The following is a 13,605-nucleotide window of genomic DNA, read 5'->3' as shown; positions in this document are numbered from 1 at the left end:
GAAGCACAATGACGGATAAGGCAACACGTCCCGCGGCCGACCGCGTCGTCGTCCGCGTACCCGCCAGCACCGCGAATCTGGGCCCGGGCTTCGACAGCCTGGGCATGGCGCTGTCGATTTACGCTTGGATCGATCTGGCCCCGGCGGAGCGGACGGTCGTGACGCTGCACGGGGATCATCTCGAAGGCGTCGCGCGGGACAAGAGCAATTTGATCTACGAAGTCGCGCAATCGGTTTTCGCAAAAGCCGGGGTGGAGCTGCCCGAGCTCGCGATCGGCATCCGCAGCGACATTCCGCTGACGCGCGGACTTGGCAGCAGCGCGTCGGCGATCGTCGGCGCGCTCGTCGCGGCCAACGCATTGATCGGCGATCCGCTGTCCCTCGACGAGCTGTTCCAGATGGCGACCGCCCTCGAACGGCATCCGGACAACGTGGGCGCATCGATCTACGGCGGGATCGTCGCCGCGGCATGGGACGGACAGCGGGCCGAAGCGGTTCGCTTCGATCCGCCCGAAGCGCTGCGAATTCTCGCGGCCATCCCGGACTTCGAGCTCGCGACCAAGTCCGCTCGCGGCGTGCTGCCTGCGCAGGTGACGCGGGAAGACGCCGTGTTCAACGTGACGCACAGCTCGCTGCTGACGGCGGCTCTCGCTACGGGCAGGCTGGACGTGCTGCGGCATGCGCTGCGGGACAAGCTGCACCAGCCTTACCGGGCGCCGCTCATACCGGGCATGGCGCGCGTGCTGCGCGAGGCGCCGGAGCACGGGGCGCTCGGCGCGGTGCTGTCGGGCGCGGGACCTACGCTGCTCGCGCTCGCCGAAGCGGGCGCCGACGGCCCGGGACTCGAAGCCTTCGTGCGCGAGGCGCTCGCGGAGGCCGGCGTCCGGGCGGAGCTTCGCTGGCTTCAGCCCGATCTGTACGGCCCGTCGGTCCGGCTGCTTCGAGCCGGGGACGCGGACTCGGGCGCTGCGCCGGACGCCCTGCTGCCTGCCCGGACAGGAACGGAGGTGCGGCTTTGATTCGCGTACCAAGTGCGGCGGTGCTCCCGAAGGGGACGTTTTCCGACGAGGCGGCCCGCTACTTTTTTCGCGACCGCGAGGTCGAGCTTCGCTACCATAAAATGATCGCGGACGTCTTCAAGTCTACGGCGGGCGGCGCTACGGACTGGAGCGTCATCCCGATCGAAAATACGATCGACGGCTCCGTCAGCCTCCATACGGATTGGCTCGTGCACGAAGTCGAGCTGCCCATCCGCGCGGAGTGGGTTTTCCCCGCCGTGCAGAATCTGGTCGGCCGTCTTGGCGAGCTGGCTTTGAACGATTCCGGAGACCGTATTGCTGCGAGAGTCTGGGATTCGGCCAAGATCGTCAAAATTTTCAGCCATCCGGTAGCGATGGCGCAATGCTACGAATTCATCCGGGCGCACATCCCGCACGCGGAGCTTGAGACGCTCTCGAGCACGGCCGAGGCGATCCGCACCGTTCACGACAACCCGGGGCAAGGTTGGGCCGCGATCGGCACCCGCACGGCCGCGGCGGATTACGGGCTGGATATCCTGCAGGAGTCCGTTACCGACCACGACAACAACTACACGCGTTTTCTGCTCGTCGGTCATCGCGTATACGAAGCGGCTGCCGCGCCGAAGCACAAGACGAGCATTCTCATCACGCTGCCCGAGGATTATCCGGGCGCGCTGCACCAGGTGCTAGCGGCGTTTTCGTGGCGGAAGATCAACCTGTCGCGCATCGAGTCGCGCCCGACGAAGAAGAAGCTCGGCAGCTACTACTTCTGGATCGATATCGAAATGTCGCTCGACACCGTGCTGCTGCCCGCGGCCATCGCGGAGATCGAGGCGATCGGCTGCCAGGTGCGGATTCTCGGCTCTTATCCCAGTTTCCCATTCGAAGGTTAACATTACCGGAGGTGTCCCGAGGCATGTCTGAGCAATGGATTTATTTGAACGGGCAATATGTGAAAAAGGAAGACGCCAAAATCTCCGTGTACGATCACGGATTTTTGTACGGGGACGGCATCTTCGAAGGCATTCGCATCTACGACGGGAACATCTTCAGATGCCGGGAGCACCTCGATCGCCTCTATGATTCGGCCAAGTCGATCATGCTGAGCATCCCGCTTAGCTTGACGCAGATGGAAGACGCGCTCCGCGAGACGATCCGCCGCAACGGCCTGCGCGACGGCTACATCAGGCTCATCGTTTCCCGCGGCCCCGGCAATCTCGGACTCGATCCGCTCCGCTGCCCCGAAGCTTATGTCGTCATCATCGTGGAGCAGCTCGCGATCTATCCGGAGGAGGCTTACCGGGACGGCTTGCGCTCGGTATCCGTCAGCCCGCGCCGCAATCTGCCGGACGCGCTCAATCCGAAGATCAAGTCGCTGAATTACTTGAACAACATCCTGGTGAAAATCCAGGCGAATCTGGCGGGCGTCGGCGAAGCGATCATGCTCAACTCGCAGGGCTACGTGGCCGAGGGCTCGAGCGACAATATCTTCATCATCAAAAGAGGCGTCGTCTTTACGCCGCCTTGCTATATCGGCGCGCTAGAGGGCATCACGCGAGGCGCCATCATCGATCTGTGCGCGAAGCTCGGAATCCCGCTCAGGGAGGAGCCGTTCACGCTGCATGACGTTTATACGGCCGACGAGGTGTTTTTCACCGGCACCGCCGCCGAAGTCATCGCCGTTCGCGAGGTGGACGGACGCATCATCGGCGAAGGCCGCGCAGGACCTCTGACGAGCCGGCTGCTGGACGAATTTCGCAAGATCGTTACGGTCGAAGGCGTCAAGGTTTACCAATAAGCTGCATCCTCGGACGGCGCTCGCATTGCGGGCGGCCGTCTTTATTTTTTGAAGGGCTGGCTTGATGGCTTTGAACTTAACGATTTACATATGCTTACAAAAGTGATATCATAATAATATATAAAATAAATCATTGTCGAATGGGAGAGGCGAGTATGAAGGAAAAACGCGCTTGGCACATGAACGGGTTTTTGTCTTTACTGCTGTGCTTGGCCTCTTTGGTCGGCGGCATCGCGCTGATGGTGACGGGCGGCGATCAAGCGGAACCGGAGGGCGGGCTGATCGGTCTTGGCATCGTCCTGCTGCTGCTCGCCATGGTCATGTTGAGCTCGCTTACGATCGTTCAGCCGAACCAGGCGAAGGTCATCACCTTTTTCGGAAGCTATATCGGCACGGTGTCGCGCAGCGGCCTGTGGATGGTGCTTCCTTTTACCGTCAAGAGAAGGGTGTCGCTCAAGGTCCGCAACTTTACGAGCAACACGCTAAAGGTGAACGACGCAGAAGGCAATCCGATCGAGATCGGCGCCGTCGTCGTCTTTCGCGTATCGGATACGGCCAAGGCCGTGTTCGACGTGGACGATTACGAACGGTTCGTAGAGCTGACGAGCGAGACGTCGATCCGTCATACGGCCGCCAAGTACGCTTATGACACCTTCACCGACGAGCCGAGCCAGTCGCTGCGCGGCAATTCGGACGAAGTGGCGTCGGAGCTGTCGGCCGAGCTGCAGAACCGGCTGCACGTCGCGGGCATCGAGGTGCTCGAGACCCGGCTGACGCATCTGGCCTATGCGCCGGAGATCGCCAGCGCCATGCTGCAGCGCCAACAGGCGATCGCCATTATCGCCGCCCGCGCGAAAATCGTCGAAGGCGCGGTATTCATGGTGGACGCGGCGCTGCGGCAGCTCGTGGAAAACGGCATCGAGCTCGATGCGGTGCGGCGCGCGGCGATGATCAACAATCTGATGGTCGCGGTCGTGTCCGACCGTGCGGCGACGCCGGTCATTAACACGGGCACGCTTTACGGCTAAGGATGTCCGGTCATGTCATCCAAACCGAAGAAGGCCTATCCCCTTCGCCTGGATCCCGAGATTTACGCGGCGCTCGAGCGATGGGCGGCGGATGAATTCAGAAGCGTCAACGCGCACATGGAATACGTGCTCAGGGAGGCGCTGCGCAAGGCGGGCCGGCTGAAGGGCAGGCCCGAGCCGCCGGCGGAGGCGGACGAATCCTGACGACCAAGGCGGCGGACGATCGGCCGCGCGACGAACATAGGCGAACCGGAGCTTAATGCTTCCGGTTCGCCTATGTTTTTTTGCCGAAGGGATGTCAAACGCCCAGTTCCTGCATAGGATGTAAGGATTGCGCGGGGGCGGGAGCCTGCACGCGAGAGTTCAGCCACCGGGAGGGAACCGAGTGAAGATCCATATCGCCAAAAGCGGTGACACGCTGTACAACTTGGCTAAGAAATACGGCTTGTCTCTTGACGAGCTGATCGCTGCCAACGCGGACATCGCGAATCCGGACGAGATCGAGGTAGGCGCAAAAATTCGCATACCGAAGCCGGGACAAAAGCAGTACGAGATCGCTCAGGATTATACGATCCAGCAGGGCGATACGATGTGGAAGCTGTCGAAGACGCATCACGTGCCGCTCGCCGACCTGATCGCGGCCAATCCGCAGATCGTCAATCCGAGCGCGCTCATGACGGGCCAAGTCGTCCATATCCCGAAGCTGCCCGCCGAGGGCGCGGGGGCGTCGGACGGCATGCACCATCATCCCAACGGCATGCCGGCCGCGGGACAAAAGCCGAGCACGGCAGTCATGCCGACACCGGGCGAGAAACCCGGCACGGCGGTCATGCCGGCCGCGCACGAGAAGCCTAACACGGCAGTGATGCCGGCTCCGCCGGAAAAACCGAGCACGGCGCCGATGCCGCAGCCTGAGCCGCCGCAAGTCACGGCGCCTGTCGAAGTTCAAATGCCGGCTCCGGCGCCGATGCCGCCCGTGCACGAGCATTATCCCGTCTATATGACGACGTACGAACACACGACGGACCTGTTCCTGCAAATGCCGCAGCCTGCCGTAGAGGCGTCGACCGCGCCTGCCGGCTACGGGCAAGGCCATGAAGCCGTCTCGCCGGCCGCGAGCTACGGCTACGGTTACGGGCAAAGTCAGAATGCGTCCGTCAATCCAGCTGCGGCCATGCCTTACGGCTTAGGCGAAGTAAGTCCCGCGACGGCCATGCCAAGCCATTACGGCGCGGTCAGCCCTGCGGCAGCCATGCCGTCGGGTTATGGAGCCGTCAGCCCGGCGACGGCCATGCCTCACGGCTATGGAACCGTTAGCCCGGCAGCCGTCCATGGCTACAACGGTTACGGCTCCGCCCTGTCGCCGGCGAGCATTCAGCCTTACGCGGGCGCGCCTTGCGTAGAAGGCATCGGCCCGCTTGTAGGCGGCATCCCTGCATATCCGGGTCAGCTCGGCGGACTTGAAGGCGGCATCCCCGGACATCTAGGCGGGCTTCAAGGCGGCATTCCCGGAAATCTGGGCGGACTTGAAGGCGGCATTCCCGGAGATCTAGGCGGGCTTCAAGGCGGCATTCCCGGAAATCTGGGCGGGCTTCAAGGAGGCATTCCCGGGCATCTGGGCGGACTTGAAGGCGGCATCCCCGGACATCTGGGCGGGCTTCAAGGCGGCATCCCCGGGCATCTGGGCGGACTTGAAGGCGGCATCCCCGGAAATCTGGGCGGGCTTCAAGGCGGCATCCCCGGAAATCTGGGCGGACTTGAAGGCGGCATTCCGGGCCACCTCGGCGGCCTAGGCGGCCTACCGACCGGATGGGGGCCGGCGCCATGCCAACCGTGCGCAGGAACGCCAGTGTCCCCGGCTGCCGTCTCTCCGGTCCAAATGTCCGGCTACGGCTATCCTAGCGGCGTCATGCCGGTTCAGACGTCCGTTTCTCCGGTCTCGTCAGGCTATGCGCCAAGCGCCGTCTCTCCCGTCTCGACGGGGTATGCATCGAATGCGGTCGCGCCGACCGCCGTTTCGCCGGCAGCTGTCGGTCCAGCGGCGGGCCATTACGGTTACGGCTACGATCCTCGATTTCCGTTGACGCCAGGTTACGGCGCGCAACCGTTCGCTGCCGAAAATTCGCTTCCGTTCCGAGACGGCTTCGGCTTCGTGCAGTATCCGTTCACAGGCGGTCCGACAGACGCAGTCAACAAGGATCTGGCCTACGCGAATGCGGAACACGATTCGGAGCGCTTGTCGGGTGACGAACGCTTCGAGGAAGAGGAAGACGCGGAGAGCGAAGACAAACCGAAGATCGGCATCGTCAAGACGGCCCGCTCGGCCGCGAAGCGTCAGGGAACGGCAGGGACCGGCGCGGGAACGGCGAAGCGCGTCGCGTCCTCCTCGGCAGGCAAGTCACAAGCGCGCGTTGCGTCCGCGCCGAAGAACAGGAAGAGTCTTCCCTGGATTAAATGGTAAGCGCTGATGCATAACGCCGCGAGCCCGGGACCACAATAGGTTTAAAACGGAAAAGAAGGGGATCCCGGTGCTCGGAAATCGGATTCGTCATTGGAAAAAACGATTAAAGCGCAACAAGCGTCTGGCTTGGTCCCTGGGCATTTGGGCTGCCGCCGTATTGACGGCGGCAGCGGGGCTGGCCGCTCTCAAGTCGCACCTCGAACGCGCGGAGCGTCCCTCCGGGGGCGTGTCGGGCGCCGAAGCCGTGTGGCTCGACCAGCGGTCCTCGCTCCTCTCGTTCGACGGCCCCGATTCCGAACGGGGGCGGGCAATTGCCGCGCTGGCGGGTCTCGAAGGCAAAGTAGAGGTCGTGCTGCAGCGTATGTACGTGTGCGGAGAGGAGATACGTCGGCTCGGCGCGTTCTCCTCTTCGGAAGCGATGGATCTGCTCAAAGCCCATCGCGAATGGACGGCGACGCTCCAGGAGTCGGACAGGCTCGTCATGCGCGAGTCGGTCGACGATCTGTCGGCGTCCTGCAAGGCGTCGGCGAGAATCGGTCTGGACAGGGGCGGCAACCTTTCTCTCTTCGACGGTCCCGTGAAAAAGGACAAGGTGATCCGAACCTTTTTCCACATGGACGTCAAATCGCTGGAGAGCGGGTTGTCGCCCGAAGAGCTGCGGAAACTGCGGGAAGGCATGCCGGTAGGCGAAGGCGCCGACGACTATCATCGGGTCGTGAGCCGGCTCGGCGCTTATGCCGACGCCTCCCATGCGCCGGCAAACGCGGCCCGATAGCCGTCCGACCTCCGCCGAGCGGCGGCCATGAAGCGCCGGAGCGTTTGCTCGGGCGCTTTTTTCAACATGCGCGTCTAGCCAAGCTAGGCATAACTAGCCGGCGGATGTCCGGTCGAGGCAAGAGCCAAGTCTCCTCGTAGCTGACGGGCAACTGGGGGAGAGATCCTAAGGTTGAAGCCACGTGACAAAGCAGTTCTCGCAATGCGAGCAATCGACAGGCCGTAACATGAGGTGGATCCTGCCTCTTCTTATGTGGGCGAGGTCATGGAACGCGTGAAGCCCGTGGAAGTGCAGCGAGGAAGAACGCTCCGGTGTAGGGGGAACGGCACGCCGAGAAAGATGTGTCTGGAACTAGGTATACCCTTCCCCGCAGGATATGTTTAGGACCAGTGTGACGCAGCGACGCTTGGAGCGAGCGGATTTGTTTCTGATTAGGACGAGTGTGACGCAGCGACGCTTGGAGCGAGCGGATTTGTTTCTGATTAGGACGAGTGTGACGCAGCGACGCTTGGAGTGAGCGGAAGTGTTTCTGTTTAGGACCAGTGTGACGCGGCGACGTCTGGAGCGAGCGGATTTATTCCTACATAGGACTAATGCGACGCAGCGACGCCTGAACCGAGCGGATTTGTTCTGCGCGCATGCTGTTCGGCTTTCTGTTCTCATACCCGTCCGCAAATGGTATAATCAAGTCGTCTGTCAGTAGAAACAGGAAGCGGGGACCCTCATGAGAGTATTGGGTATCGACCCCGGCATCGCCATCATGGGATTCGGATTCATCGACAAGATCGGACATCGTCTCGTGCCGGTGCAGTACGGGAGCATTCAGACGACGCCGGACACGGCGCAGGAAGTCAGGCTTCAGCAAATCTACGAATCTTCCTGCAAGCTGCTGGACGAATACAAGCCGGAGACCGTTGCGGTCGAGAAGCTGTTTTTCAACAAAAACGTAACGAACGCGTTCAGCGTCGGCCAAGCGAGAGGCGTGCTGATGCTCGCCGCCGCGCAGCGCGGCATTCCGATCGGCGAGTATACCCCGATGCAGGTCAAGCAGTCGGTCGTCGGCTACGGCGGCGCGGAGAAGAAGCAGGTCCAGGAGATGGTGAAGCGCCTGCTCGGACTCGCGAGCGCGCCGAAGCCGGACGACGTGGCGGACGCGCTGGCCGTGGCGATCTGCCATGCGCACGCGAGCGGGATGAGTCAACTGATGAACGGAGCGACGCGGCGGTGATCGATTATTTAAAAGGTTATGTGGCGCATGTGGAGCTCGAATACGTGGTGCTCGACGTGCGGGACGTTGGCTACAGGGTGTTCACGCCCAATCCGTACGGCCTGGCGCGAAGCGAGGAGCAGGTGCAGCTGTTCATTCACCATCACGTCCGCGAGGACGCGATTCAGCTGTTCGGCTTTACGACCCGGGAGGAGCAGAGCCTCTTCCGCAAGCTGCTGGAAGTGTCGGGCATCGGCCCGAGAGTGGCGCTCGGCGTGCTGGCCGGCGGACGCCCGGAGTCTGTCGTGGCGGCGATTCAACAGGAAAACCTGACGTTTCTGACCAAACTGCCGGGCATCGGGAAAAAGACGGCGCAGCGGATGGTGCTCGATTTGAAGGATAAGCTGTGCTCCGCGTACGACGCGGCGGGCCTTAGCTTGCCCGCTGCGGAACGTCTGTCGCTGCCTGACGACGGCCATGCGTCATGGGCGGCGGCGAGAGAGGCGCTCGCGGGCCTTGGCTACCGGGATGCCGAGCTGGACAAGGCTTGGTCGGCGCTGAAGGACCGGATCAAGGCCGAGGATTCGCCCGACGCGCTCATGAAGCTCGCGCTGCAGCAGCTTTTTACCGGATAACGGTTGGAAGGGGGGGACGCATAGGTGGAAGACCGCATCGTGACCGCTCATTTGATGATGGAGGACCGTCAGGCGGAGCTGAGCCTGCGTCCGCGGTATTTGAACGAATATATCGGCCAGTCGCAGGTCAAGGACAATATGAAAATCTACATCGAGGCCGCCAAGCTCAGGCAGGAGGCGCTCGATCACGTGCTGCTGTACGGCCCGCCGGGACTCGGAAAGACGACGCTGTCGAACATTATCGCCAACGAACTGGGCGTCAGCATCCGCACGACCAGCGGACCGGCGATCGAGCGTCCGGGCGATCTGGCCGCCATATTGACGAATTTGCAGGAAAACGACGTCTTGTTCATCGACGAGATTCACAGGCTTCACCGCACGGTCGAAGAGGTGCTGTATCCCGCGATGGAGGACTTCGCGCTGGACTTCGTCATCGGCAAAGGGCCGAGCGCGCGGTCGGTCAGGCTCGACCTGCCGAAGTTTACGCTGATCGGCGCGACGACGCGCGCGGGCTTGCTGTCCGCTCCGCTGCGCGACCGGTTCGGGGTCGTCAGCCGACTCGAGTTTTACACCGAGGACGAGCTCGCTTTTATCGTGTCGCGCACGAGCGATCTGCTCGGCGTGGACATCATCGGCGACGCGTCACGGGAGATCGCGCGCAGGGCGAGAGGCACGCCCCGCATCGCGAACAGGCTGCTCAAGCGGGTGCGGGATTACGCGCAGGTGCGCGGCGACGGCATCATCACCGAGCGGCTCGCGCACGAATCGCTCGAGCGCCTGCAGGTCGATCCGATGGGCCTCGACGCGATCGACCACAAGCTGCTGCATGCGATGATCTCCCGCTACAGAGGCGGTCCGGTCGGGGTGGATACGATCGCCGCGTCGATCGGAGAAGAGAGTCAGACGATCGAGGACGTATACGAGCCGTATTTGCTCCAGATCGGCTTCCTGCAGCGGACGCCCCGCGGCCGCGTGGCCACGCCGGCGGCTTACCTTCATCTGGGCTTGCCGATGCCGGAGCAGCGTCCATGAGCCAGGAGACGAGAGGCGGCGTACGTCGCGTTCTGATCGTCTATTACGACGGCGAATGCAGGCTATGCTTGACGGCAGTCGGCCGTCTTCGCCGTTCGCGCATGCGATCCGAGCTCCGGTTCGTGCCGCTTCAGGCGGTGCCGGCAGGCAGCCTTGGCGAAGCGTCCGGCGAGTCGGACGGGGACGACGGCCATCTGTCGCAAATGCTCGTGAAGGACGAATCGTCCGGGCGGCTGGCCGGCGGCGCGGATGCCGTAATGCTTTTACTGCGCGACATGCCGGGTCTTGCATGGCTCGGTCGGTTAGGCGCGCTTCCGGGGTTTAGGCTGCTCGCCGCTGCGGCCTATCGGCTCGTGGCGAAGTATAGGTACAGATTGTTCGGAAAGAGCGACGCCTGCAAGGACGGCTCATGCAGGATCGTTGCCGCAGGCCAAGATGGATCACACGGAGGATCGACATGAATAAAATGAAACGCCGGGTCGCGCTGGGCGCATCCGCCGCGGTCCTGCTCGCATGGGCGGGGGCGGACGGGCCGGGGGCGAATGCAGCCGTCGTGCCCGACACGATACGCGTCGCCCTGTTTTTGGACCTCGGATCCAAGTATCAATCCACGACGCCCGTCGCGACGCTCGTATCCGCGGGCGGTCTCGGCCTGTCCTGGGTCGGCGGGCAAGGAAAAGCGGATTATCCCGCGCCAGGCGGCACGGTCCGCTTCGCGGTCGATGCTTATCGGGCGATGGTGCTCGAGACGGAGGATTTTTCCGCGGCGCAGACGGTGCTGAAGAAGATTCAGGCTTCCTCCAAGGCGGGCTTCGTGACCAAGCTGACCAAAAAAGGAAAGACGGTCTATCAAGTGTCGGAGGGCGTCTATAGCACGGCGACCGCCGCGCAGTCCGCGTTGTCGAAGTGGGCTACCGCCGCCGGCGGACAGGCGTCGCTCGCCCAGCCTTACATCGCGGGCCCGCTCGCCGTCGAGGCGGGACCCTACGCCAGCGCGAGCGAGGCGTTGGCGGCGGTCGCGCAGCTGGGCAACGCGGGCTTCGACGCCTTCGTCGCCGTGAAGCTTTCGGGGGGAGGGCGCGGCGTACGCGGTGCGCATCGGACAAGCCGCAGGCCAGGCCGAGCTGACGAAGCTTCAGGCCGCCGTCGCGGCCGCCGGCTTTTCGGCTCAGCCGACCGCGGCGGGAAGCGCCTATGCCGTCATCCGCGACGACGTGACCTACACGGGCTCCGCGACGAATTCCGCGCCCTTATACGCTCTGTCCGCGTCTGGAGGCGCCGCCTTGCAGGCGGACGTTCAGGCAGACGGGAGCATCCAGGTCGTCGAACGGAGCAAAAACAAATATCGCGGCAGCATGCAGATCAGCGTGCTGAACAACAACCTTGCCGTCGTCAACGTCGTCGGACTCGAGCCGTATTTGTACTCGGTCGTCGGCGCCGAAGTCGGCGCCAGCTGGCCGGCGGAGGCGCAGAAGGCGCAGGCGGTCGCCGCCAGATCATATGCGCTCGCGGGCGGCGTCTCCTATCAGATCGCCGACGTCGTGGACAATACGTACAGTCAGGCCTACAACGGACTCGGCTCGGAAAACGCGAACTCCACCGCAGGCGTGCAGGCGACGGCCGGCGAAGTCATGACGTACGGCGGGAAGATCATCACCGCCATGTTCGGCGCGAGCGCGGGCGGCATCACGGCCGATCCGCTCGAATATGCGGGCAACGCCATTCCCTATTATGCGGGAGCGGTCCGGAGCCCGGACGAAGGCATTCAAAAGGGCAAGCTCGACTGGTACCGCGTCGCGCTCGATTCGGGCACGGTCGGCTATATCCGCGGCGATCTGCTGGCCGACAAGGGACAGAAAAACGAAGCGGGCCTCGCCATGCTGACCGTCACCGGCAACGACGTGCAGGTTCGCCCGAGTCCGCGCGTTCAGACCGATGTCAAGCCGCTAGCTTCCGTCAACGCGGGCGCGCTCGTGCTGTCGCTCGGCAAGACGCCGGAGTACACGAACAACAGTTGGGTCGAAGGCCCGCTGTCCGCGGACAAGCTACTGGCGACCATCAACGCGAAGCTGTCCGACAAAAACAAGATTCAAGGCCCGCTTCGCACGCTCGAAGTATCCGAGACCGGCGCGTCCGGGCGGGCGGTCCGTCTCAAGGCGAACGGCACGACCGTCCAACTGTACGGAGACAGCTGGCGCAGCGCGCTCGGCGGCGTCAAAAGCACGCTCTTCAAGATCGACGAGACCGCGCGGGCGACGATCGCCGGCGCGAACGGCGCGAGCCGGGAGGTGCCGGACGGCGCCGGATCCTTGCAGGTGCTCGGCGGCGACGGCACGGTTCGCCCGCTCGATTCCGCGGGCGGCAACGCCATCGTCCTGAACGGATCCGGACAGGTCCGCGCGATCACCGCTTCTCCGCAGTTCATCGTGACGGGAACCGGCTACGGCCACGGGCTGGGGATGTCGCAGTGGGGCGCGCTTGGGCTGGCCGAGCAAGGGTATGACTACAAGAAGATCCTGCAATACTATTATAAGGATATTAAGATCGAGAAGGATGGCGCTTCATGAACGTCGGCGATTACGATTTTGAACTACCCGAACGGCTGATCGCGCAGACGCCGCTGTCCGACCGGACATCGTCCCGATTGCTGGTCCTGCACAAGGACGACGGACGGGTCGAGCACCGTTCGTTCAAGGATCTCGCGGACTATCTCGCGCCCGGAGACACGCTCGTCCTGAACGATACGAAGGTGATTCCGGCGAGACTGTTCGGACGCAAGGCAGATACCGGCGCGAAGGCCGAGGTGCTGCTGCTCAAGGCGCTCGGCGACCATCGCTGGGAGGCGCTCGTGCGGCCCGGCAAGAAGCTTCATACAGGCGCCGTGCTGCATTTCGGAGAGACGGAAGATTCGTTGAAACCGTTGCTGGCCGCCGTCGTAGAAGAAGAAGGCGAAATGGGCGCGAGAACGATCCGTTTTCGGTATGACGGCATTTTTAACGAAATTCTCGATCGGCTCGGCGAGATGCCGCTGCCTCCTTATATCAAGGAGCGGCTGGAAGACAAGGACCGCTATCAGACGGTCTATGCGCAAAACGAAGGCTCGGCCGCCGCGCCGACCGCCGGTCTCCATTTTACGGAGGGGTTCCTGCGGGAGCTTCGGGAGCGCGGGATCGCCGTGTGCCGCGTGACGCTGCATGTCGGGCTCGGCACGTTCCGTCCGGTATCGGTGGACAATGTGCGCGAGCACAAGATGCACGAGGAATGGTACGGCGTCGACGCGGAGAACGCGGCTCTGCTCAACCGGGCCCGTCAAGCGGGCACGCGAATCGTCGCGGTCGGCACGACCTCCGCGAGGACGCTGGAAACGCTGGGACAACGGTTCGGCGACCTGCCGATCGAGGCGTGCAGCGGGTGGACGGGCATCTTCATTTATCCAGGCTACGAATTCCGCCTCGTCTCCGCGCTGCTCACGAACTTCCACCTGCCCAAGTCGACGCTCGTGATGCTGGTAAGCGCACTTGCCGGACGCGAATCGGTACTCGCCGCTTATCGCGAAGCGGTCGTCGCCGAGTACCGGTTTTTCAGCTTCGGCGACGCGATGTTCATTACGTAGACTTTCTTCGGCGCAATAGACAAGAAGGGACCGATCG

Annotated in this window: 13 protein-coding genes; all 13 read left to right on the top strand. The window is 63.1% G+C overall.

The features are described 5' to 3' along the window. Positions 1-8: 8 nt before the first annotated feature. The 13 genes from thrB to queA all read left to right on the top strand — a co-directional run bounded on the left by thrB (position 9) and on the right by queA (position 13,568). A complete protein-coding gene (gene thrB, locus OMP40_RS33650; RefSeq protein ID WP_277537809.1) occupies positions 9-1,019 on the top strand; it encodes a homoserine kinase in 1,011 nt (336 codons plus the stop codon). Next, a complete protein-coding gene (gene pheA, locus OMP40_RS33645) occupies positions 1,016-1,912 on the top strand; it encodes a prephenate dehydratase (RefSeq protein WP_277537807.1) in 897 nt (298 codons plus the stop codon). The genes thrB and pheA overlap by 4 nt, the downstream gene beginning before the upstream one ends. A 23-nt stretch (positions 1,913-1,935) precedes the next feature. Then, a complete protein-coding gene (gene ilvE, locus OMP40_RS33640; RefSeq protein ID WP_277537806.1) occupies positions 1,936-2,817 on the top strand; it encodes a branched-chain-amino-acid transaminase in 882 nt (293 codons plus the stop codon). Between the two features lie 155 nt (positions 2,818-2,972). Further along, positions 2,973-3,845 carry an SPFH domain-containing protein gene (locus OMP40_RS33635; RefSeq protein WP_277537804.1) on the top strand — a complete coding sequence of 291 codons (873 nt, stop codon included), beginning with the start codon at positions 2,973-2,975 and terminating at the stop codon, positions 3,843-3,845. A 12-nt stretch (positions 3,846-3,857) separates the two neighbouring features. After that, positions 3,858-4,049: a type II toxin-antitoxin system antitoxin gene (locus OMP40_RS33630; RefSeq protein ID WP_277537802.1), complete on the top strand. Its 192-nt coding sequence runs from the start codon at positions 3,858-3,860 to the stop codon at positions 4,047-4,049. Between the two features lie 181 nt (positions 4,050-4,230). Further along, positions 4,231-6,306, top strand: coding sequence for a LysM peptidoglycan-binding domain-containing protein (locus tag OMP40_RS33625; protein WP_277537800.1), 2,076 nt, complete (start codon positions 4,231-4,233; stop codon positions 6,304-6,306). Positions 6,307-6,373: 67 nt separating this feature from the next. After that, the gene (locus OMP40_RS33620) at positions 6,374-7,081 is read left to right on the top strand and encodes a BofC C-terminal domain-containing protein (RefSeq protein WP_277537798.1); all 708 of its coding nucleotides are present in this window, start codon (positions 6,374-6,376) and stop codon (positions 7,079-7,081) included. A gap of 724 nt (positions 7,082-7,805) precedes the next feature. Further along, positions 7,806-8,309: a crossover junction endodeoxyribonuclease RuvC gene (gene ruvC, locus OMP40_RS33615; protein WP_277537796.1), complete on the top strand. Its 504-nt coding sequence runs from the start codon at positions 7,806-7,808 to the stop codon at positions 8,307-8,309. Continuing rightward, positions 8,306-8,923: a Holliday junction branch migration protein RuvA gene (gene ruvA / locus OMP40_RS33610; RefSeq protein WP_277537794.1), complete on the top strand. Its 618-nt coding sequence runs from the start codon at positions 8,306-8,308 to the stop codon at positions 8,921-8,923. The genes ruvC and ruvA overlap by 4 nt, the downstream gene beginning before the upstream one ends. Before the next feature lie 24 nt (positions 8,924-8,947). Further along, entirely contained in the window at positions 8,948-9,955 is a 1,008-nt protein-coding gene (gene ruvB / locus OMP40_RS33605) for a Holliday junction branch migration DNA helicase RuvB (protein ID WP_277537792.1), read from the top strand. Next, on the top strand, positions 9,952-10,416 hold the full coding sequence (locus OMP40_RS33600) for a thiol-disulfide oxidoreductase DCC family protein (protein ID WP_277537790.1): 465 nt from the start codon (positions 9,952-9,954) through the stop codon (positions 10,414-10,416). The genes ruvB and OMP40_RS33600 overlap by 4 nt, the downstream gene beginning before the upstream one ends. A 630-nt stretch (positions 10,417-11,046) precedes the next feature. After that, entirely contained in the window at positions 11,047-12,522 is a 1,476-nt protein-coding gene (locus OMP40_RS33595; protein WP_277537788.1) for a SpoIID/LytB domain-containing protein, read from the top strand. Next, positions 12,519-13,568, top strand: coding sequence for a tRNA preQ1(34) S-adenosylmethionine ribosyltransferase-isomerase QueA (queA, locus tag OMP40_RS33590; RefSeq protein ID WP_277537786.1), 1,050 nt, complete (start codon positions 12,519-12,521; stop codon positions 13,566-13,568). Before OMP40_RS33595 ends, queA begins: the two co-directional genes overlap by 4 nt. Positions 13,569-13,605: the final 37 nt, after the last annotated feature.

Source organism: Cohnella rhizosphaerae, from assembly GCF_029525575.1.
GTDB lineage: Bacteria > Bacillota > Bacilli > Paenibacillales > Paenibacillaceae > Cohnella > Cohnella rhizosphaerae.
The sequence above is the reverse complement of the archived record's forward strand: the minus strand, read 5'-3'. Positions and strand labels throughout refer to the sequence as shown.

Excerpts from the sequence above, each read along its gene's own strand:
- thrB (WP_277537809.1), top strand. The coding sequence starts at position 9 with ATGACGGATAAGGCAACACGTCCCGCGGCCGACCGCGTCGTCGTCCGC.
- ilvE (WP_277537806.1), top strand. The coding sequence starts at position 1,936 with ATGTCTGAGCAATGGATTTATTTGAACGGGCAATATGTGAAAAAGGAA.
- OMP40_RS33635 (WP_277537804.1), top strand. The coding sequence starts at position 2,973 with ATGAAGGAAAAACGCGCTTGGCACATGAACGGGTTTTTGTCTTTACTG.
- OMP40_RS33630 (WP_277537802.1), top strand. The coding sequence starts at position 3,858 with ATGTCATCCAAACCGAAGAAGGCCTATCCCCTTCGCCTGGATCCCGAG.
- ruvC (WP_277537796.1), top strand. The coding sequence starts at position 7,806 with ATGAGAGTATTGGGTATCGACCCCGGCATCGCCATCATGGGATTCGGA.
- OMP40_RS33600 (WP_277537790.1), top strand. The coding sequence starts at position 9,952 with ATGAGCCAGGAGACGAGAGGCGGCGTACGTCGCGTTCTGATCGTCTAT.
- queA (WP_277537786.1), top strand. The coding sequence starts at position 12,519 with ATGAACGTCGGCGATTACGATTTTGAACTACCCGAACGGCTGATCGCG.